At 72.4% G+C, this 20,577-nt stretch carries 18 protein-coding genes; 8 read left to right on the top strand and 10 right to left on the bottom strand.

Translation table 11 applies throughout. The features are described from left to right. Nucleotides 1-11: 11 nt before the first annotated feature. The 4 genes from ACFYW9_RS27210 (at nt 12) to ACFYW9_RS27195 (ending at nt 5,952) form a co-directional block, all read left to right on the top strand. A complete protein-coding gene (locus ACFYW9_RS27210; protein WP_351864014.1) occupies nt 12-1,628 on the top strand; it encodes a glycerol-3-phosphate dehydrogenase/oxidase in 1,617 nt (538 codons plus the stop codon). Nucleotides 1,629-1,923: 295 nt separating this feature from the next. Further along, the gene (locus ACFYW9_RS27205) at nt 1,924-3,090 is read left to right on the top strand and encodes a PAC2 family protein (RefSeq protein ID WP_389155402.1); all 1,167 of its coding nucleotides are present in this window, start codon (nt 1,924-1,926) and stop codon (nt 3,088-3,090) included. Nucleotides 3,091-3,534: 444 nt separating this feature from the next. After that, entirely contained in the window at nt 3,535-5,283 is a 1,749-nt protein-coding gene (locus ACFYW9_RS27200) for a S8 family peptidase (protein ID WP_389155399.1), read from the top strand. Nucleotides 5,284-5,346: 63 nt separating this feature from the next. After that, nucleotides 5,347-5,952: a hypothetical protein gene (locus ACFYW9_RS27195; protein WP_389155396.1), complete on the top strand. Its 606-nt coding sequence runs from the start codon at nt 5,347-5,349 to the stop codon at nt 5,950-5,952. 99 nt (nt 5,953-6,051) lie between these two features. Here ACFYW9_RS27195 and mshC read toward each other — a convergent pair whose 3' ends face one another. From mshC to ACFYW9_RS27175, 4 genes are all read right to left on the bottom strand, one after another. Next, nucleotides 6,052-7,281 (bottom strand): cysteine--1-D-myo-inosityl 2-amino-2-deoxy-alpha-D-glucopyranoside ligase, encoded by a 1,230-nt coding sequence (gene mshC / locus ACFYW9_RS27190; RefSeq protein WP_351864022.1) that lies wholly within the window; start codon nt 7,279-7,281, stop codon nt 6,052-6,054. 94 nt (nt 7,282-7,375) lie between these two features. After that, on the bottom strand, nt 7,376-8,203 hold the full coding sequence (locus tag ACFYW9_RS27185; RefSeq protein ID WP_351864025.1) for an SCO1664 family protein: 828 nt from the start codon (nt 8,201-8,203) through the stop codon (nt 7,376-7,378). Next, nucleotides 8,167-8,757 carry a DUF3090 domain-containing protein gene (locus ACFYW9_RS27180; protein WP_103551452.1) on the bottom strand — a complete coding sequence of 197 codons (591 nt, stop codon included), beginning with the start codon at nt 8,755-8,757 and terminating at the stop codon, nt 8,167-8,169. The genes ACFYW9_RS27185 and ACFYW9_RS27180 overlap by 37 nt, the downstream gene beginning before the upstream one ends. Before the next feature lie 117 nt (nt 8,758-8,874). Further along, nucleotides 8,875-9,561, bottom strand: a complete 687-nt coding sequence (locus ACFYW9_RS27175) for a histidine phosphatase family protein (protein ID WP_389155391.1) — start codon at nt 9,559-9,561, stop codon at nt 8,875-8,877. 98 nt (nt 9,562-9,659) lie between these two features. Between ACFYW9_RS27175 and corA the strand changes: the two genes are divergently transcribed. Further along, entirely contained in the window at nt 9,660-10,658 is a 999-nt protein-coding gene (gene corA / locus ACFYW9_RS27170) for a magnesium/cobalt transporter CorA (RefSeq protein WP_351864028.1), read from the top strand. 9 nt (nt 10,659-10,667) lie between these two features. Here the strand turns inward: corA and ACFYW9_RS27165 are convergent, their stop codons facing one another. Next, complete coding sequence (locus tag ACFYW9_RS27165; RefSeq protein WP_389155388.1) at nt 10,668-11,456, bottom strand: ferritin-like domain-containing protein; 789 nt, start codon at nt 11,454-11,456, stop codon at nt 10,668-10,670. A 226-nt stretch (nt 11,457-11,682) separates the two neighbouring features. Continuing rightward, on the bottom strand, nt 11,683-12,738 hold the full coding sequence (locus ACFYW9_RS27160) for an LLM class F420-dependent oxidoreductase (protein ID WP_389155385.1): 1,056 nt from the start codon (nt 12,736-12,738) through the stop codon (nt 11,683-11,685). A 296-nt stretch (nt 12,739-13,034) separates the two neighbouring features. Between ACFYW9_RS27160 and ACFYW9_RS27155 the strand changes: the two genes are divergently transcribed. Both ACFYW9_RS27155 and ACFYW9_RS27150 read left to right on the top strand, forming a co-directional pair. Continuing rightward, nucleotides 13,035-14,018 (top strand): aldo/keto reductase, encoded by a 984-nt coding sequence (locus ACFYW9_RS27155; RefSeq protein WP_351864033.1) that lies wholly within the window; start codon nt 13,035-13,037, stop codon nt 14,016-14,018. Beyond that, nucleotides 14,015-16,270, top strand: a complete 2,256-nt coding sequence (locus ACFYW9_RS27150; protein WP_389155382.1) for a helix-hairpin-helix domain-containing protein — start codon at nt 14,015-14,017, stop codon at nt 16,268-16,270. The genes ACFYW9_RS27155 and ACFYW9_RS27150 overlap by 4 nt, the downstream gene beginning before the upstream one ends. A gap of 96 nt (nt 16,271-16,366) precedes the next feature. Here ACFYW9_RS27150 and ACFYW9_RS27145 read toward each other — a convergent pair whose 3' ends face one another. Then, complete coding sequence (locus ACFYW9_RS27145) at nt 16,367-17,062, bottom strand: hypothetical protein (RefSeq protein WP_351864038.1); 696 nt, start codon at nt 17,060-17,062, stop codon at nt 16,367-16,369. Between the two features lie 47 nt (nt 17,063-17,109). Here ACFYW9_RS27145 and ACFYW9_RS27140 point away from each other — a divergent pair, with 47 nt between their 5' ends. Continuing rightward, nucleotides 17,110-17,298: a DUF5703 family protein gene (locus ACFYW9_RS27140; RefSeq protein WP_326788735.1), complete on the top strand. Its 189-nt coding sequence runs from the start codon at nt 17,110-17,112 to the stop codon at nt 17,296-17,298. Nucleotides 17,299-17,484: 186 nt separating this feature from the next. Here the strand turns inward: ACFYW9_RS27140 and ACFYW9_RS27135 are convergent, their stop codons facing one another. The 3 genes from ACFYW9_RS27135 to ACFYW9_RS27125 form a co-directional block, all read right to left on the bottom strand. After that, on the bottom strand, nt 17,485-18,447 hold the full coding sequence (locus ACFYW9_RS27135) for a chaplin family protein (RefSeq protein WP_389155377.1): 963 nt from the start codon (nt 18,445-18,447) through the stop codon (nt 17,485-17,487). Between the two features lie 215 nt (nt 18,448-18,662). Beyond that, entirely contained in the window at nt 18,663-18,896 is a 234-nt protein-coding gene (gene chpH, locus ACFYW9_RS27130) for a chaplin ChpH (protein WP_389155374.1), read from the bottom strand. A 215-nt stretch (nt 18,897-19,111) separates the two neighbouring features. Further along, on the bottom strand, nt 19,112-20,437 hold the full coding sequence (locus tag ACFYW9_RS27125) for a M20/M25/M40 family metallo-hydrolase (protein ID WP_389155371.1): 1,326 nt from the start codon (nt 20,435-20,437) through the stop codon (nt 19,112-19,114). Nucleotides 20,438-20,577: the final 140 nt, after the last annotated feature.

The raw sequence follows: 20,577 nt of genomic DNA, 5'->3' as shown, positions 1-20,577 counted from the left end.
AAGAACCCGCAATGACCAGCCAGTCCACCCTGCAGTCCGTGCCTGCCCTCGGTACGCACCCGGCCTCCGGCTCCAACCCGAGCCGCGCCGAGACCCGGGAGCAGCTCTCCAAGGCGACGTACGACCTCCTCGTCATCGGCGGCGGCATCCTGGGCATCTCCACCGCCTGGCACGCCGCGCAGTCCGGGCTGCGGGTGGCTCTGGTCGACGCCGGCGACTTCGCCGGCGCCACCTCCTCCGCGTCCTCCAAGCTCCTCCACGGCGGTCTGCGCTACCTGCAGACCGGCGCGGTGAAGCTGGTGGCGGAGAACCACTTCGAGCGCCGTGCGGTCTCCCGCCAGGTGGCACCCCACCTGGCGAACCCGCTCACGTTCTACCTCCCCGTGTACAAGGGCGGGCCGCACGGCGCGGCGAAGCTCGGAGCGGGCGTCTTCGCCTACTCCGCCTTGTCGGCGTTCGGTGACGGCGTGGGACACCTGCTCAGCCCCTCCAAGGCCGCGCAGGACGTGCCCGAGCTGCGCACCGACAACCTCAAGGCCGTGGCCGTGTACGGCGACGACCAGATGAACGACTCCCGCATGGCCCTGATGACGGTCCGCGCGGCCGTCGAGTCGGGGGCCGCGGTCCTGAACCACGCCGAGGTCACGGGCCTGCGCTTCACCCGGGGCCGGGTGACGGGCGCCGAGCTGCGGGACCGGCTGTCCGGCGACGAGTTCGGCGTGAACGCCCGGCTCGTGCTGAACGCGACCGGCCCGTGGGTCGACCACCTGCGCAAGCTGGAGGACCCGAACGCGGCTCCGTCCATACGTCTGTCCAAGGGCGCGCACCTGGTCCTGAAGCGCACCTCCCCGTGGAAGGCGGCGCTGGCCACCCCGATCGACAAGTACCGCATCACCTTCGCCCTCCCCTGGGAGGACATGCTCCTGCTCGGCACCACCGACGAGGAGTACGAGGGCGACCCGGCGGACGTCGCGGTCACCGAGAAGGACACCGCCCAGATCCTCGACGAGGCCGCGTACTCCATCCGCGACCAGCAGCTCTCGCGCGATCTGATCACGTACTCCTTCGCCGGTCTGCGGGTGCTGCCGGGCGGCCCCGGCGACACCTCGAAGGCCAAGCGCGAGACGGTCGTCACGGAGGGCCGCGGCGGGATGCTGTCCGTCGCGGGCGGCAAGTGGACCACCTTCCGGCACATCGGCCGAACCGTCATGAAGAAGCTGGAGGCGCTGCCGGGCCGGCCGCTGGGCGAGGACTTCGAGCCGATGTCCACGCTGCCGAAGAAGCTGCCGCTGCCCGGTGTCGCCAACCCGCGCGCGGTCGCCCACCGTCTGCTGGTGGACGGACCGGCGCCCGGTCCGCGCATGGCCGCCGACACGGCCCGGCATCTGGCCACCCACTACGGCTCGCTGGCCTTCGACATCGCCCGGCTGGCGAACGAGAACCCGGCGCTCGGCGAGCGGGTCCACCCGGACGCCCCGGAGATCTGGGCGCAGGTCGTCTACGCCCGGGACAACGAATGGGCCGAGACGGCGGACGACGTGCTGCGCCGCCGTACGACGCTGACGATCCGCGGTCTGGCCACGGACGAGGTCCGCGGCAAGGTGCAGGACCTGCTCGACGGCGAGTAGGCGTCCACGGACGGGTGAGGGGCGGCTCCCACGGGGGGGGTGCCGCCCCTCAGCCCGTGTGCGGGTGCCGCGCGCTTCGTGGCCGCTCGCCGCGCGGCAATCCTCACGGCTGCCCGGCGAGTTGACCGGGGACGGCCCGGACGCGCGGGCGGGGCGGGGTGGCGGGCTCGCGTGTTTCCGGGCCTTCGGCGGGGCAGTGATCCGTTCACTCCCCCGTGCAAGGGGGCTGCGGAGGTCCCCTCGGCACGCCGTAAGGTTGAGGCGTACGCGAGGGCACATCGGAAGGAGGCGCTGGGTGATCGAGCTGGAGGGGGTTCCCGAGCTGATCGACCCAGTCATGGTGGCCGCGTTCGAGGGCTGGAACGACGCCGGCGACGCCGCCTCCGCCGCGGTCGCGCATCTGGATCGGGAATGGAAGGGCGAGGTGTTCGCGGCGCTGGACGCCGAGGACTACTACGACTTCCAGGTGAACCGTCCGACCGTGTGGCTGGACGCCGGCGTGCGCAAGATCACCTGGCCGACCACGCGTCTGTCGGTGGTCCGGATCGGCGGCGAGAAGCCGCGCGATCTGGTGCTGGTCCGCGGCATCGAGCCGTCGATGCGCTGGCGCTCGTTCTGCAACGAACTGCTCGGTTTCGCGCACGAACTGGGCGTGGAGCTGGTGGTCATCCTGGGCGCGCTGCTCGGCGACACCCCGCACACCCGTCCGGTGCCGGTCAGCGGAGTCACCTCCGACGCCGACCTGGCCCGCACGATGGATCTGGAGGAGACCAAGTACGAGGGCCCCACGGGCATCGTCGGCATCCTCCAGGAGGCGTGCACGCACGCGGGCGTACCCGCCGTGTCCCTGTGGGCGGCCGTACCGCACTACGTGTCGCAGCCGCCCAACCCGAAGGCGACACTGGCGCTGCTCAACCGCCTGGAAGACCTCATCGACCTGCGCATTCCGCTGGGCGAGCTGCCCGAGGACGCGCGTGCCTGGCAGCTGGGCGTCGACCAGCTCGCCGCCGAGGACAGCGAGGTCGCCGAGTACGTGCAGACGCTGGAGGAGGCCCGGGACACCGCCGAGCTGCCGGAGGCGTCCGGCGAGGCGATCGCCCGCGAGTTCGAGCGTTATCTGCGCCGCAGGGACGGCGGCGGTCCGACGGCGGGGGCTCCGGGCCACGCGACGGAGAGCGGCGAGCCGGCCTCGTACCTCCGCGACACTCCCGGCGGCCGCACCCGGCCGCCGCTGACCCAGCGCCCCGAGTCCGGCAACGGGCAGGACACCGGCCCGGACGAGGAGTCGGGGAAGGACAGGGAGCCGGACAGCGCCGGCGACGGCACCGGGCCGGACACCCACGACCACGCGTCCGACTCCGGGACCACCCCGGGCACGTCGAGCACGCCGGACGCGCCGGAGTCCACGGACACGCCGGATTCCTCCGGCCCCTCCGACGCGGACGGCTCCTCCGAGGACTGACAGGACCCGAAGGGGCGGTGCGCGCCACGCGTACCGCCCCTTCCGGCTGTCCGGATCCACCGCCGCGGCCCCGCCTTCACGTCCCCGCACGCCCCCACACGTCCTCAGGAGTGCTGTCCGGGCGCACCATCGGCGGTCGGCCGCCACTGCCGCCCCGCTGCATGACATCCGTCTCGACGGCCTTCGGCCTGAATTCGGCGTGACATCTGTTTCAGGACGGATTGCACACGTTGCCCAATTCAACTTGTCGGCAAACCAAGTTGGCGAATTCGGGGTGGACGGGACGCCGTGGGCGTGCCAGGTTGTGCCTCGAAGACGCCGCCCCGGCAAGGGACATGGCGCATGCCGCCGGCCGGAGGACAGCGCACGGCACGGCGTACGGCACACACATCGAACGGCACACGCAGGGACCGGCACCCCAGGGATCGAAGGGAGCGGTACGCGATGACCGACCAGGTACAGCCGGCGCAGGGCCCGGGAACGACCGGGCCGGGGCCCGACGGAGCGGGATTCACCTACCGAGGAGCCGAGCGGGAACTGATCGTCGTCGCCCGTCCGGAAGCCAGACTGCGCGCACGGGCCGAGGGCGTCCACTCGGCGGCGGGCGCCGACGTCTCGGCCCTCGACATGTTCCTCAGCGACGAACAGCTCGTCCTGGAGCCCCTGTTCGGCAGCGAGGAACGCCTCCGGCAGTCCTCGGCGGCGGGCACCGGGAGCGGTCCCGACCTCGCGCTCTTCTACCGGCTGCGCGGCGCGGGCGGCCGCGCCCAGGAACTGCGCGCCCGGATCGCCGCGCTGCCGGGGATCGACGCGGCGTACGTGAAACCCGGCGCCGTTCCCGCCGCGCCGGAACCGGGACCGTGGACCGGCGGGAGCTCCGAGGACGGCCGGCGGCTGAAGGAGGGGGCGCCTGTCACCCCCGACTTCACCAGCAGGCAGGGCTACTTGCGCCCGGCGCCCGAGGGCGTCGACGCGTACTGGGCGTGGCAGCGGCCGGGCGGTTCGGGCCGGGGCGTCACCGTGATCGACGTGGAGGGCGCCTGGCAGCTCGGACACGAGGACCTGGCGTCGAAGCTCGCCGGCGTCGTCGTCGGCACTCCGCACACGGACCTCGCCTGGCGCAACCACGGGACCGCCGTCATCGGCGTGATCGGCGGCGACCGCGACGGGCACGGGATCACCGGGATCGTGCCGGACGCCGTGACCGCGGCCGCGTCCGTCCGGGGCATCGGGACGGCCGCGGCGATCCACGCGGCGGCGGAACGGCTGGGCACCGGCGACATCATCCTGGTCGAACTGCACGCCCCCGGGCCCCGGTTCGACTTCGAGGAGCGCGACAGCCAGGCGGGCTACATCGCCCTCGAATGGTGGCCCGACGACTTCGCCGCCATCCAGGACGCGACCTCCCGGGGCATCCTCGTGGTGGCGGCGGCCGGCAACGGCGCCGAGTCGCTCGACGACGCGCTCTACGAGCGGCGCCCGCCGGAGTTCCCGGAGTGGTGGCGCAATCCCTTCAACCCCTCCAATCCGTCCTCCGGGGCGATCCTGGTCGGCGCGGGCGCACCGCCGCCCGGCACGCACGGCCGCGACCACGGGCCGGACCGTTCACGGCTCGCGTTCTCCAACCACGGCGCGCGCGTGGACGCGCAGGGCTGGGGACGCGAGGTCACGACCACCGGTGGCTTCTGGGACCGGCCCGGCGATCTGCAGGGCGGGGCCGAGGAGATCGCCTGGTACACGGACACGTTCTCCGGGACCTCTTCCGCCTCCCCGGTGGTGGTCGGCGCTCTGGCGTCGCTTCAGGGCATGCTCAAGGCCGCGGGCCGGCCGCCGATGTCCCCGGAACGTGCGCGCGAACTGCTGCGGTCCACGGGTTCCCCGCAGCAGGACGCGCCGGAGCGGCCCGCGTCCCAGCGGATCGGCAGCCGTCCCGACATCAAGGCGGCGGTCACCCGTCTGCTGCCGGAGGCGGTCGGCTCGGGCCGGGCCGAACGGTACTGGGACGAGTTGCTGCCGTATCCGCGCGAACTCCCGCCGAGGCTCCGGCTGTACGTGTCCGGTGCCTGGCGCAACCTCGACCACCCGTCCCCCGAGATCCGCCAGGCGGTGCACTCCGCCTTCGCGGGGGGACGGCCCGATGTACGGGTCTGGTTCTCGGACGACGAGATCGTCGGCCTGGTCGTGACGGGCTGAGGACGTGGTCCCACCGGACCGAGACGGAACGCAACCAACCATGGATGGAAGGTGGCACCCCGCATGAGCACGATCCCGCAGATGAGCCAGCAGGGACAGCAGGGACAGCAGGGACAGCAGGGACAGCAGCAGTACCCGAGCACATCGCCCTACCAGCAGCAGGGCATGGCCCAGCAGCAGCCGTTCGGACAGCAGATGCCCATCGGACAGCAGACGTTCATCGGGCAGCAGGCGCCGATGGGGCAGCAGGCTCAGCAGCCCTTCGGCCGGCACGAGACCGGGCAGCAGGTTCCGCAGTACCTCCAGCAGCAGCTCCAGCAGCTCGGGCAGCAGCAGCCGTTCCAGCAGCTGCTCCAGCAGCTCGGCGGTCAGCAGCAGCACCAACAGCACCAGCAGATCCAGCAGGGTGAGCCGCTGATCCTGCCGAGCGCCGTCGAGACCCGGGCCCTGTCCATCGGCATGGCCCAGCACTTCCAGGACGTCGTGACGCCGCTGCCCGGCCAGCCGCAGGCCCTGTACCTGTTCATCGACAACGGCTGGCGCAGGCTCGTCCACCCCGACCCGGTGACCCACGACGTGGTCCAGAAGGCCTTCGCCTTCGGGCAGCAGGTCTACGGGATCTACGACACCGGCACCGGCGCCCTCCAGTCCGTCATCGTGACCAGGTAGGGACGGAGGTTCCGGGAACATGGCGAGTGCCGGGCGGGGAATCCCCGCCCGGCACTCGCGTGTCCCGCCGCGCTCGGTGGAGTGCGGCGGGACGAGGTCCTACAGGGCGACGCCGAGGAGGGCGTCGACGGCCCGCGAGACGATGCCGGGGGCACCCTCGTCCGTGCCGCCGCTCTCGTGCTGGAGCGCCGCCCAGCGGTCGACCGCGGCGAGCGCGGCCGGCGCGTCGAGGTCCTCGGCGAGCGCGGCGCGGATCTCCTCGACGAGCGCGTCGGCGGACGGCCCGTCGGGGCGCGACACCGCGGCCCGCCAGTCGTCCAGGCGCGCGAGGGCCTCTTCGAGGACGCTGTCCGTCCACTCCCAGTCGGAGCGGTAGTGGTGGGCCAGCAGCGCCAGCCGGATGGCGGCGGGGTCGACCCCGTCACGCCGCAGCCGGGACACGAAGACGAGGTTGCCCTTGGACTTCGACATCTTCTCGCCGTCGAGCGCGACCATGCCGGCGTGGACGTACGCCTTGGCCATGGGGAACTCGCCGGTCAGCACCTGGGCGTGCGAGGCGCCCATCTCGTGGTGCGGGAAGGCGAGATCGGAGCCGCCGCCCTGGACGTCGAAGCTCATGCCCAGGTGGTCGAGGGCGATGGCGACGCACTCGATGTGCCAGCCGGGCCGGCCGCGGCCCAGCGAGCCGCCGTCCCAGCTCGGCTCGCCGTCGCGGGCGGCCATCCACAGCATCGGGTCGAGGGGGTTCTTCTTGCCGGGCCGGTCCGGGTCGCCGCCGCGCTCGGCGGAGAGCAGGCGCATCGTCGCGGCGTCCAGGTTGGACACCTTGCCGAAGGCGGGGTCGGCCTCGACGGAGAAGTAGACGTCGCCTTCGAGTTCGTAGGCGGCTCCGGCGTCCCGCAGCCGCTCGACGAGCGGCACGATGCCGGGTATCGCCTCGACGGCGCCTATGTAGTGGCGCGGCGGCAGCATCCGCAGGGCGGTCATGTCCTCGCGGAAGAGGGCGGTCTCCTTCTCGGCGAGTCCCACCCAGTCGACGCCGTCGCGCTCGGCCCGCTCCAGCAGCGGGTCGTCGACGTCCGTCACGTTCTGGACGTAGTGAACCTGCCGCTTGGTGTCGAGCCACACGCGCTGCACGAGGTCGAACGCGTTGTAGGTCGCCGCGTGTCCCATGTGGGTGGCGTCGTACGGCGTGATGCCGCAGACGTAGATACGGGCGACGGGGCCGGGGTCGAGGGTGACGAGCCCCCCGGTCGCGGTGTCGTGGATCCGGAGGTCGCGTCCCTCACCGGGCAGGGCGGGGACCTCAGAAGCGGGCCAGGCATACATGTCATGAGCCTAACCGGACGGGACTTCCGTATACGAACTGGGCATGAACTGACGTTGGCAAGACCGTGTCGCGCGGCGCGGACGCGGCGGTGCGCTACACCGGGGGCCAGGGAATCGCGGGCCAGTCCCCGCTCGGTTCCGGGTGCTTCCCGGACGCGAGCATGGCCTCGACCCGCGCGCGCGTGGCCTCGATCTCGACGGCGGTGACGAGTTCGGCCAGGCGGGTGGCCAGGGGCGCGCCCGGGGCCAGGGCGTCGCGCAGGGAGGCCAGGACCTGGAGGGCCTCGTCCGTGAGCGGCTCCCCCGCCCATCCCCACAGCAGGGTGCGCAGCTTGTTCTCGGCGTTGAAGGTGACCCCGTGGTCGATGGCGTAGAGGCGGCCTTCCTGGGCGGGCAGCAGATGGCCGCCCTTGCGGTCGGCGTTGTTGATCACGGCGTCGAGGACGGCGAGCCGCCGCAGCCGGGCGTCGTCGGCGTGCACGAGCAGGGCCGTACCGCCCTCGCCGACCTCGGCGAAACCGATCGCCTTCCAGCCCTCGGCGGGCTCCTCGCCCTCCACGAGGGCGAGGAGCCCCTCACCGTCCTCGGCGGCGGACGGCTCGATCCACATCTGGCACATGCCCTCGCCGTACGGCCCGTCGCGCAGCACGGTGGTGGGCACGAGCCCCCAGCCGGTCGCCTCGGAGACCTCGTAGGCGGCCACCTCGCGCTGGGCGAGCGTGCCGTCGGGGAAGTCCCACAGCGGCCGCTCCCCGGCGACGGGCTTGTAGACGCAGAAGGCCTCGCGGCCCTCGTAGGACACGGAGCAGTAGAGCACCGCGTTCGAGGCCTCGCGGATCTGTCCGCGTACCTTCAGCTCGCCCCGGGCGAGCAGCTCGGCGGTCGTCACGCTCCGCGGCGGTATCCGTTCTGGCGCGGACATACGTGTCCTTCCGGGTCGAGCGGGAGGCTGCACAGCGGGCAGGGGGGCCGGCCGGCGTTGACGACGTCGAGCGCGCGCTTGGCGAAGGCTCTGGCCTGCGCGCCGGTGAGCCGGACCCGGAGCATGGGCGGGCCGTTCTCCTCGTCCTGGAGCAGCCGTTCCTCGGCCTCGGCGAGGTCCTCGTCGGACTCCGCCTCGACTTCCACGAGGGCCTGGGCCTCGACGATCATGCGCTGTTCCTCACCGTCCCAGGCCAGAGCCATGGTGCCGACCCGGAACTCCTCCTCCACGGGGGTGTCGAGGGGGGCGGTGTCGGACACCTCGGTCGAGGCCATCGCCGGGACCGGGGCGCTGCCACCGGTGCGCCGGACGACCTCGTCGAGGAGTTCGTCCATCCGCTCGGCGAGTGCGGCGACCTGGGTCTTCTCCAGAGCCACACTCGTCACCCGGGGGCCGGAGGATGCCTGGAGGAAGAAGGTACGACGTCCGGGCAACCCGACCGTACCGGCCACGAAGCGGTCCGGGGGGTCGTAGAGGAACACCTGACGGGACACGTCCTGTCTCCATTGAATCGGCATGGGGACCGGCTGACGGCGCCGGCCCGCATCGGCTGAGAACGGGTTGACAACTGCTGTGCTGGTTCGACCGCTTCACCCTACTGCGGCCGACGATCACGGTGCGCCCGCACCGCCCCCGACCGGTGCGTCGCCGCCCGGCGGTTCCTCGCGCGGGGCCAGGGAGGCGAGATCACCGGTGTCCCCGAGACGCACGAGAAAGGGCCTCAGCCGGGTGTAACGGATCGCGGTGATGGAACACGGTTCGACAGAGATCCGTTGAAAGAGGTCGAGATGAAGTCCGAGTGCGTCGGCGACGAGCGACTTGATGATGTCGCCGTGCGAACACATGAGGTAGACCGCGTCACCGCCGTGGTCGCGCTCCACGCGCGCGTTCCACTCGCGTACCGCCTCGGCGGCGCGGGTCTGCATGGCGCGCATCGATTCGCCGCCCGGGAACGCGGCCGCGGACGGGTGCGCCTGGACGACGTCCATCAGCGGCTCGTCCTTGAGCTCGGCGAGCTTGCGGCCCGACCAGTCGCCGTAGTGGGCCTCCCCGATCCGTTCCTCGGTGTGCACGGGGACCTCGGGGCGTGCCTCCAGCAGCGGCTGGACGGTCTCCCGACAGCGCTGGAGGGGGCTGGTGACGACCTCGGCGATCGGCAGCCCGGCCAGCCGGCCGGGCAGGGCCGCGGCCTGCTGCGTACCGCGCTCGTCGAGGGCGACGCCGGGCGTCCAGCCGGCGAGCAGTCCCGCGGTGTTGGCGGTGGAACGTCCGTGCCGGACGAGGATCAGGGTGGGCATGCGGCCCAGCGTAGACGGAGGGCCCGGGGACACGGCGGGCCCTGTGGAAAGCGGCTCCCGGTGTGCGGCGGGGCCCCGGCGGCGGGAGAATCCGCACCGTGATCGTCGACTGCGCCATCTACCGTGACGGCCGGCGGACCGAGGACCGTGGTGACCTCTCCGACGCCCTGGCCCGGTGCCGCGCCGGGGGCGACGCCTTCGTGTGGATCGGCCTGTACGAGCCCACGGAGAACGAGTTCGAGCTGGTCACGGAGGAGTTCGCGCTCCACCCGCTGGCGGTCGAGGACGCCCTCAAGGCCCATCAGCGCCCCAAGCTCGAGGTGTACGAGGATTCGCTCTTCGTCGTCCTGAAGCCGGTGGCGTACGAGCCGGAGAGCGACACGGTCACCTCCGGCGAGGTCATGGTGTTCGTCGGCGACTCGTTCGTGGTGACCGTGCGGCACGGCGAGGAGTCGCCTCTCAAGACGGTCCGGGAGCGTCTGGAGTCGGATCCCGAGACGCTGCGGCACGGGCCGACGGCGGTGCTGTACGCGATCGCCGACGCCACGGTGGACCACTATCTGGAGGTGGCCACCGAGCTCGGCACCGACCTGGAGCACCTGGAGGCCGAGGTCTTCTCCCCGCAGTCCGGAGGCTCGCGGAACACCGCGTCGCGGATCTACGCGTTCAAGCGGCAGGTCCAGGAGTTCCGCAGGGCGACGGTCCCGCTGACGGTGCCGCTGGCCCGGCTCTCGGGCCCGGGCCCGAAGGCGGCGGACGTGCCGTTCGTGAACGAGAAGGCGCAGCCGTTCTTCCGTGACGTCAACGACCACCTCCTGCGGGTCAACGAGTCGGTGGAGGGTCTGGACCGGCTCGTGTCGGACATCCTCTCGGCGCATCTGGCGCAGATGAGCGTGCGGCAGAACGACGACATGCGGAAGATCTCCGCGTGGGCGGCCATGGCGGCGGTCCCCACGATGGTGGCGGGGATCTACGGCATGAACTTCGACCACATGCCCGAGCTGCACTGGCGGTGGTCGTATCCGGTGGTGATCGGGGGCCTGGTCGTCCTGGAGTTCCTGCTGTTCCGGCTCTTCAAGCGGCGGGGCTGGCTGTAGGCCGGCCGGTCAGGCGAATTCGGGTGCCGTCGTGGCGGGGCCGTCGAGCGCGCCGCGCCGCTCGGGCGGCTTCAGGATGACCATGCGGTGCCAGCCCGCGGCCCGCTCGTAGGCGTACACGGCGTGGATGCCCGCGGCGAGGACGGCCGCCTTGGCCCTGGACCAGCCGAGGACGCGGCCCATGCGGGCCATCACGGCGAGGCTGACGTCCCGGTAGATCCGGATCTCGGCGAGCGCGCACTCGCGCAGGGCCCGCTGGATGGCGCGGCCGTGGCCGACGTGGGCGAAGCGCAGCAGTTCCTCGTGGCAGTAGGCGAGGTGGTTGTCCTCGTCGGCCGCGATCATCCGCACCGCGCGGCCGATGTCGGGGTGGTCGGCGAAGTGCCTGCGCAGCAGGTCCATCTGCTCGGAGGCACGTTGTTCGGTGACCCGGCTGTGGGCCAGATAGGTGATGATGTCCTGCACGGTGAGGGGCTGGTCGCCCTTGAGCCTGTCGTGTGCGAGGCCGATGCCGTGCCGCTCCAGGAGCATCGTGTAGTCGGTGTCGGACGGTACCTCGACGGGTTCGAGGCCGCGCTTCTTCATGAGGGCGTTGAAGATCCGGCCGTGCTTGTCCTCGTCGGCGCCGTGCCGGGCGATCTTGGGGGCGAGGGCGCGTTCGTCCGCCGGGACCAGTGCGGCGATCCGGGCGTTCTCCCAGCCGCCCTGCGACTCCCCGCCGGCGGCGATGGAGCAGAAGAGGCGGTACGACTCGTCGTTGTCGAGGATTTCCTCGAACAGGCTCTTGGCGGACAGCATCATTGACACCCTCTCTGCAGAGTTGTGCAGAAAACGAGTCAAATGGGTTGCATGTGACCTGGCAACCGATGTGTCCGACGAATCCGCCGAACGACGGACGGAGCGGCAGGACCGGACGCGTAACCAAGCCGCCGTCGGCGCGTTGTTCCCCGTGACGGCCGTGGCGGGGAAGACCCCCGAGCCCCCACCACGGCCGCAGAACTTCCCGGCGGCGGTTCCGCCGGGGTTACGCGAGTCCGGCCCGCTCCAGGGCCTCGGTGCCGGCCTGCAGCGAGGCGATCCGGTCCTCCAGCGTGAAGCCCGCGGGGGCCAGGGTGAGCGTGGTGACGCCGACGGCGGCGTACGCCTTCATGCGCTCGGCGATGCGGTCCACCGAGCCGAGCAGCGTCGTCTGGTCGATCAGCGAGTGCGGAATCGCGGCGGCCGCCCCCTCCTTGTCGCCGGACAGGTACTTGGTCTGGATCTCGGCGGCTTCCTTCTCGTAGCCCATGCGCTGGGCGAGCTGGTTGTAGAAGTTCTGCTTGAAGCTGCCCATGCCGCCGACGTACAGCGCGGTGTACGGGCGGAACATGTCGGCGAGCGCGGGGACGTCCTTGTCGTCGCCGACGGCGAGCGGCAGGGTCGGACAGACGTCGAACCCTTCCATCGTCTTCCCGGCCTTCTCGCGGCCCGCGCGCAGGTGGCTGATCGCGGTGTCCTCGAGGTGCTCGGCCGAGGGGAAGATGAGCAGCGCGCCGTCCGCGATCTCGCCGGTCTGCTCCAGGTTCTTCGGGCCGATCGCGGCGATGTACAGCGGGATGTGCTCGCGCTCCGGGTGCACGGTCAGCTTGAGCGGCTTGCCCGGACCGCCGGGCAGCGGCAGGGTCCAGTGCTCGCCGTCGTGGGACAGCCGCTCGCGCGTCATGGCCTTGCGCACGATCTCCACGTACTCGCGGGTGCGGGCCAGCGGCTTGTCGAACTTGACGCCGTACCAGCCCTCGGAGACCTGCGGGCCGGAGACGCCGAGGCCGAGGCGGAAGCGGCCCCCCGACAGCGAGTCGAGGGTCGCGGCGGTCATCGCGGTCATCGCGGGCTGGCGGGCCGGGATCTGGAAGATGGCCGAACCGACGTCGATGCGCTCGGTCTGGGCGGCGACCCAGCTGAGCACGGTGGCCGCGTCGGAGCCGTACGCCTCGGCCGCCCAGCAGACGGCGTATCCGAGCCGGTCGGCCTCCTGGGCGACGGCGAGGTTGTCCGCGTCCATTCCGGCGCCCCAGTAGCCGAGATTGATGCCGAGCTGCATGGCCGATCTCCTTACCGATCAGTAACGTCCCTTGTGCCCGAGACCCTAGCGTGCGGGCGCCCCGGCGGGGAGCGGCGCGTTCTCGTTCCCGGCACGGGCGCGGCGCGCCGCCGGGGCCGCCCGTGCCCGGCGCCTCACAGCCCCTCGCGGCCGTCCGGCGCCGCCTTCGCGCGTGCCCGCGTGCGCCGGTGACGTCCGCCGCCCCGTGGCACCGGCCGTCCCGGGCCGCCCTCACCGGGATTTCCGTTGTCCACAGGTCCCCACACCGCCGGTGCCGGACAGTAATCTCGGCGTCCATGGAGCAGAGGCATCTCGGCCGTACCGGCCTGCGTGTTTCCCGGATCGGACTCGGCACCCTCACCTGGGGGCGCGACACCGACGAGCATGACGCCGCGGACCTCTTGAAGACGTTCTGGGAAGCGGGCGGGAACCTCGTCGACACGGCGGACGTGTACGGCGACGGGGAGGCCGAGTACCTCCTCGGGCAGCTGATGGAAGGGCTCGTTCCGCGCCGGGACCTGGTCATCTCGACGAAGGCGGGCAGCGTGCGCGAGCCGGACCGCCGCTTCGACGGCTCGCGCAGTCATCTGCTGTCGGCCCTGGACGCCTCGCTCGCCCGCCTGGGCACCGACTACGTGGACGTGTGGCACGTGCACGGCTACGACCCCCTGACACCTCTCGACGAGACCCTCCAGGCCCTCGACCTGGCCGTCAGCAGCGGCCGCGCGCGCTACGCGGGCGTGTCCAACTTCTGCGGCTGGCAGCTCGCCAAGGCCGCCACCTGGCAGCTCTCGGCGCCCGGTATACGCACCCGGCTGGCCAGTACGCAGATGGAGTACTCCCTGTTGCAGCGCGGCGTCGAGCGGGAGGTACTGCCCGCCGCCCTCGACCTGGGCGTCGGCCTGCTGCCCTCCTCGCCGCTCGGGCGCGGTGTGCTCACCGGCAAGTACCGGGGCGGGACACCGGCCGACTCCCGGGGCGGTTCGGAACACCTCGCGCCCTTCGTGGCGCCGTATCTCGACGACACGGCGAGCGGCGTCGTGGAGGCGGTGACGACCGCGGCGGACGGCCTGGCCGTGACCGCGCTCCAGGTGGCGCTCGCCTGGGTCCGCGACCGGCCGGGGGTCGTCGCCCCCATCGTCGGCGCGCGCAACGCACAGCAGCTCACGGCCGCGTTGTCAGTGGAGGCGCTTAGTCTTCCTGACGAGATCTGCCGGGCGCTCGACGACGTGTCGGCCCCGGTGCACCACTATCCCGATCACGACTGGAGCACGCTGTGAGCACGGAGCCCGAGACCACTCAGGACGCGGAGCCGGGGACGCCGGGCGCGGACACGGCCGCCGACGCCCCTGAGCCGACGGGCGAGGACGTGGACCGGGCGGACCCGCGCCCCGGGAACGGCTCCGGGGACGGTTCCGGGGACGAGGGCACCGAAGCGGGCGACGGCACGGGCGCCGAGGGAACCGCGCCCGCCGAAGGCGCCGCGCAGGTGTCCGAGGCGGCGGCCGAGTTGGCTGCCCAGCGTGTGGAACGGGAGCGGATCGAGCGGCGGAAGGCGGAGAAGCAGGCGCCGATCGAGGCCGGGGGCAAGCTCAGCGGCACGGCCGCGGACCTGCTCGCGGCGGTGCGGGCCGTGGAGAGCGGCGAGAAGCCCGTGGCCACCGCCTTCCGCGAGCCGGATCCCGCGCCGCGCAGGGCCGCCCCGGAGCCCGCACGGCAACCGCGGCCGATCGTGGCTCCGGCCGCACCGGCACCCGGCGCGGCGCCGGAGGCGGTCGCCGCCGTCCGCGCCGTGCTGGCCGGGGCCGGCGCGCCCGAGACGCTCGCGGCGCAGGTCGTCGCGGTTCTGGGCGAGGGCGCCGACGACCTGCTCCGCGAGGACCCCTGGCAGCTGCTGCGGGTGCCCGGAGTGCGCCCCGAGCAGGCCGACGGGTTCGCCCGGACGCTGCTCGGCGCGGAGTGCCGCCCGGACGACGAACGCCGTGGCACGGCGCTGACCGTGTGGCTGCTGGAGCAGGCGGCCGTCGCCGGGCACACCGCGCTGGACGCCCCGGCCCTGACCGCCGCGCTCTCCCAGCGCTCGGTGCCGGACCCGGACGCGGCCGTGCAGAGCGCTCTCGCGGAGGGCGAGGCCCTGGCCTTCCAGGACGCGCTGGACACCGCTCCCCCGGCCCCGGCGGCCCCGGACGACACGGAGGAGCCGCAGGAACAGCCGGTGCGGATCCTGATCGGCCTGGAGCGGTACGCGCTGGCCGAGGAGAGCCTCGCCGACGGACTCGCCCGGCTGATGAACTCGGTGCCGAAGCAGGACGGTTCGGCCGCCGAATGGGAGCGGGCCGCCGCCTCGGCCCCCCGCTCCGCCGGGGAGCTGATCCGGGCGGTCGCCGCCCACGGCCTCGTGCTGCACACCGGCGGCGAAGCCTCGCGGTCCGAGGCGGCGGCGCTGCTGCACGCGGCACGCGCGCTCGGCCTGCGCGGCTGGGCCGCCGCGCACACCTCCGGCGGGCGCGACGGCTTCGCGGCCGGGCACGGTCCGGCGGACGGCGCCGCGGAGCACCCCACGGACGGCGCGGCGCCGGAAGCCGCCACGGTCGCCGGACTTCTCTCCGGCACCGAAGGACCGGGCCGGGACGCGGAGGGCGCCCTGGACCTGGACGTCCTGGTCGTCCTGGACGCTCCGCAGCTCGACGTCGAGACGGCGGCGATGCTCGTGGAGGCGCTGCCGGACGGGGCGCGGCTCGTGCTGAGCGGTGATCCGGGCGTGCTGTGGTCGGCGGGCCCGGGCCGGGTCTTCGCGGACCTGCTCGCCGCCCGCGCCTGCCCGCAGGTGGCCTCGCGGACCCCTGACCCCGGGCCCATCGGCGAACTGGTCTCCGGGATCGGCATCGGCGAGCTCAACCAGGTCGAGGCGCCCGGCAAGGAGGTCGTGATCGTCCCGGTGCGCGACGCGGGCGAGGCGGTCCACCGGACGGTCCAGCTCGTCGCGGACTCGGTGCCGCGCGCGATCGGCGTCCCGGCCGAACAGACGCAGGTCATCACCCCTGGGCACGGTGGCGCGGTCGGCACCCGCGCGCTGAACACCGCGCTCAAGGAGCGGCTGAACCCCGGTCCCGGCCGTTTCGGCGGCTTCGACCCGGGCGACCGGATCGTCCACTCCCCCGCACCGGGCCGGGCGCTGCCGGGCCGCGTGGTGAAGGCCGACGCCGAGGGGCTGCACCTGGACTGCTCGGGCGCCCCCGTGGTCGTACCGAAGGAGCGGGTGGAGCAGACCGTGCGGCACGGCTGGGCGCTCACCGCGCACCAGGCGGTGGGTCTGCGCTGGCCGGCCGCGGTCGTGGTGCTCCCGGGCGACGCCGCGGCGGCCCTGACCCGGCCCTGGGTCTACACGGCCTTCGGGCGGGCCGAGCGTCATCTCTCCGTCGTGCACGGGGTGGAGCAGGCGCTGCCGCACGCGGTGGCCGAGGTCCCGCAGAAACCGCGCACGACCCGTCTCCAGTCCCTGCTGAAGGCGCAGACACCGACGACGGGCTGATCGCCGCCCGCGCTCCCGCGACCCCGGAAAACGCGGGTGGCGGTCACCGGATTCCGGTGACCGCCACCCGCGTACGCCGGTCCGTGCCGGGCCGGCTCAGCGATCCGCGTCCAGCGGGTCCAGGGACTCGGTCCCCCCGTCGGAGCCGAGGTCGTCGTCCAGGTCGTCGTCCGACTCCTCGTCGAACACCGCGCTGACGTCGAAGCGGCAGACGACACGCTGGGGGTCGATCGACTCGAAGGGTGTCTCCAGCCATTCACCGGGCTCGGCCGGTTCGTCGGCGGCGGTCACCCAGAGCGTGGAGTCGCCCTCCTCCAGTCCGAATTCCTTGTGCCGGGTGGCGATCTCGTCCGGCTCGAACTCTCCGAAGAGGACCCCGAGCGCGCCGTGAACGGTGCCGGACGCCGCGTCGAAGCCCTCGTCGGCGGTGGCGCCGTCCTCCTCCACCGCCTCCACCCGCTGGGCCTGTGCCAGCAGTCGCTGCGGCTCCACCACCGCGTAGTCCCGGCGGATCACCACGCTCAGCGCGTTCGGCTCCTCGGGTCCGGTGTACGGAGGCAGAGTGTCGTCACCGCCGGGGATCTCGAAGGGCGTGACCTCGTCGTAGCGGTCGTAGAGGAGCTCGTCATACTCCTCGGCCGCCGCGGCGAGCTCGTTGAAAGCCTCGTAGACGTCCGGGTCGTCATCGCCCGTCCTGCGCTCGACCGCGGCCAGGTGGCGGTCGAGTGCGGTCTTGACCGCCTCTGCGGCGGCGCGTACCTCGGCAGCGGTGGGCTGCACAGCATCAGACATAGTGCAGACGCTATCCGTACAGGGCCTCTGCCCGCACAATAGATGCGATGCCGGAATACGAATTTGTCGACGTGTACGTACCTCGCGGGGTCTCCCGCAAGGACACGACACGTCTGCTGACGGACCATGCCGAGTACGGACACTGGGAGTTGGACCGCCTGAGCCTGCTCCGTGACGGCAGCCGCAGAGTGCGGTTGCGCCGGCGGATCATCCGCCAGGTACGCGCCACGTGGTGACGGAAGGCCGCTGAGCCGGTGCGGGCCCCGTCATCACGTGGCCCGCACCGTCACTCCACGGGGGGAAGGCCGTGGCGTCCCGGTCCCGGTCGTGTCGCGCGGCGATCAGGCCTGCGCGCCGGGTGATGTCCACGCCGTCCCGCTCCCCTATGCGATCATCACACCATCATCGCGTCGGCCAGGACTTCACGCCGCGGCACGCGCCCGGCGGTAGAGCACGGCGCCGGCCAGCAGCGCGGCGGCTCCCGCCGGTACGGCCGCGCCGATCGGCAGCTCACTGCCCGTGTGGGCCAGCTGGGGCGCACCGGCCGTGCCCGGCGTCCGCGCGACGGCCCCCGGGCCGGGCCGGCCGACCTGCACGGCACCCGCGCGATGCTTGCCGCCGCCCGAGGTGGACGTACCCGGGTGACCCGGGGTTCCGGGGTTGCCCGGATGTCCGGGGGTTCCGGGGTTGCCCGGGTGTCCGGGCTGACCAGGGTGACCGGGGGTTCCGGGCTGACCGGGGTGGCCAGGCTGACCGGGTTCGCCCGGGTGTCCAGGGTGACCGGGGTGCTCACAGTGACCGTCGTGACCCGGGTGGCTCGGATGTCCGGGCCGGCCGGGGTGACCCGGATGTCCGGGGTGACCGGGGTGGTGTGTCTGGTGGCCGCCGGTGGACGCGCCGTTCGCGCAGCCGTCGCCCGCCGCCGCGTTGCCGATCCCCACGACGTTCACGCTGTTGCCGCAGACGTCCACCGGAACGTCGACCGGCACCTGTACGTGGTTGCCGGAGCCCACGCCCGGCGAGTGGGCGGCGCTGCCGACGGCCCGTGAACCGCCGCCGGAGTGGGTCTCCCGGCCGGCGTGACCGCCCTGACCGCTGTGACCGCCCTGACCGCCCCGGCCTTCGGACGAAGCGCCTCGGCCGCCGTGGTTGACGCAGGTGTTGCCCATCGCCGGGTTGAGCAGCCCGACCACGTTCACGGTGTTGCCGCAGACGTTCACCGGAACGTGCACCGGCGCCTGCACCGTGTTGCCCGACAGCACGCCGGGAGAGTCCGACGCGGAGCCGATCGCCCCCGAGTCGGCGTGCGCGGAGACACCGGTGACCGCGAGCACACCACCGGCCGCCACCACGGTCATCAGGCCCTTGCGGGTGACCTGTCGCACAGCTGAAATCCCTGCCTTCAGTCCTTGGGACGTGGACCGACGGTCCCTGGGACGTGGACCGTCGAGAACACGCGCACGCCACAGGACGTGCGCGGGAGAGCCGGTCGGCCCCGGAGCGCATGGCACGCACTCCGGGGCCGACGGGCTCAGACCTTCACGAAGTGACCCTCACGAGGTGACCCACGGGATCCCCCCACAGGGGAAGAGGCGCAACGTCAGTGGTTGAGGCAGGTGTTGCCGAAGGCGGGGTTCAGCAGCCCGATCACGGAGACCGTGTTGCCGCAGACGTTCACCGGAACGTGGACGGGCACCTGAACGACATTGCCGGAGGCGACGCCCGGGGAACCCACGGCGGCACCCTGGGCACCGGAGTCGGCGACGGCCAGACCCGCACCCGCGAGAACCAGGCCACCCGTGGCAGCGGCGGCGGCGACGATCTTCTTGATCATTATTCCTCCTGATAGGCAAACGCGGTCCAGTGCAGCGGATCGCAACACCTGTAACGAGGAGGAAGTAGTAGGGCTATGGGCTTATGGTCGCATTCACCCATCCCGGGCGATCCCCGCACGCGCGGGCGAATGCCGGCGTCAACACCCCGCACCTCCACGGCGGCGCGGCAGGTCGGCCCGCCGGCACCGTGCCGGGGCGTGCCGCCGGCGGCACGTCACGACGCGTCGATGAACCGGTCCAGTACTCGGACGCCGAACTGGAGCGCGTCCACCGGCACCCGCTCGTCGACGCCGTGGAACATGCCCGCGAAGTCCAGCTCCGGGGGCAGCTTCAGCGGGGCGAACCCGAAGCAGCGGATGCCGAGGTCGGCGAAGGACTTGGCGTCGGTGCCGGCCGAGAGCATGTAGGGAACGGCACGCGCGATCGGGTCCTCGGCCGAGAGCGCGGTCTGCATGGCGTCGACGAGGGCGCCGTCGAAGCCGGTCTCCAGCGCCTTGTCCGCGTGCACGTCCTCGCGCTTGACCCGGGGGCCGAGGATCCGGTCGAGGTCGGCGAGGAACTCCTCCTCGTATCCCGGCAGATAGCGGCCGTCGACATGCGCGGTGGCCTGGCCCGGAATCACGTTGACCTTGTAGCCGGCGCCCAGCTGGGTCGGGTTGGCCGTGTTCTGGAGGGAGGCGCCGATGAGCTTGGCGATGCCGCCGAGCCTGGCGAGCGTCTCGTCCATGTTCTCCGGGTCGAGCTCGGTGCCCAGGGCGTCGCCGAGCTCGTCGAGGAAGTGCCGCAGGGTCTTCGTCACCCGCACCGGGAACTTGTGCCTGCCGAGCCTCCCGACGGCCTCGGACAGCTCCGTGATCGCGTTGTCCTTGTGGATCATCGACCCGTGCCCGGCGGTGCCGTCCACGGTCAGCTTCATCCAGTGCATGCCCTTCTGCGCGGTCTCCACGAGGTACAGCCGCAGCTTCTCGTTGACCGTGAAGGAGAACCCGCCGACCTCGCCGATCGCCTCGGTGACGCCCTCGAAGAGATCGGGGTGCTTGTCGACCAGATGCCGGGCGCCCCACGTGCCGCCGGCCTCCTCGTCCGCGAGGAAGGCGAGGACGATGTCGCGCGGAGGCTTGCGGCCGGTGCGCATCCGCTCCCGTACGACCGCCAGGGTCATGGCGTCCATGTCCTTCATGTCGACCGCGCCGCGGCCCCAGACCATTCCGTCGGCGATCTCGCCGGAGAAGGGGTGGTGGGTCCAGTCCGCCGCGTTGGCCGGTACGACATCGGTGTGGCCGTGGATGAGGAGCGCGGGCCGCGAGGGGTCCTCCCCCTCGATGCGGGCCACGGTGGAGGCACGCCCCTTGTGCGACTCGAAGACCTGCGGTTCGAGGCCGACCTCGGCGAGCTTCTCGGCGACGTACTCCGCGGCCTTGCGCTCGCCGGGGCCCGAGTGGTCCCCGTAGTTGCTGGTGTCGATCCGGATCAGCTCACGACAGAGGTCCACGACCTCGTCCTCGCCCGTGACGTTCCTGGTCGTGCCGCTCTCGCTCACGCTGCTTCCTCCCACTGTCGCCGCTGGTGGTCCCCCTCATCCTCTCTCCGACCAGCCTTCCCGCCCAAGGGCGGCCCCCACCCGTCACACGCAGTTCACGCCACGACGGGGGGTGATCGGGGACCCTCGAAAGCCTGGTA

Source organism: Streptomyces sp. NPDC002698, from assembly GCF_042888945.1.
Taxonomy (GTDB): domain Bacteria; phylum Actinomycetota; class Actinomycetes; order Streptomycetales; family Streptomycetaceae; genus Streptomyces.
This window is presented reverse-complemented; position numbering and strand designations above follow the sequence as displayed.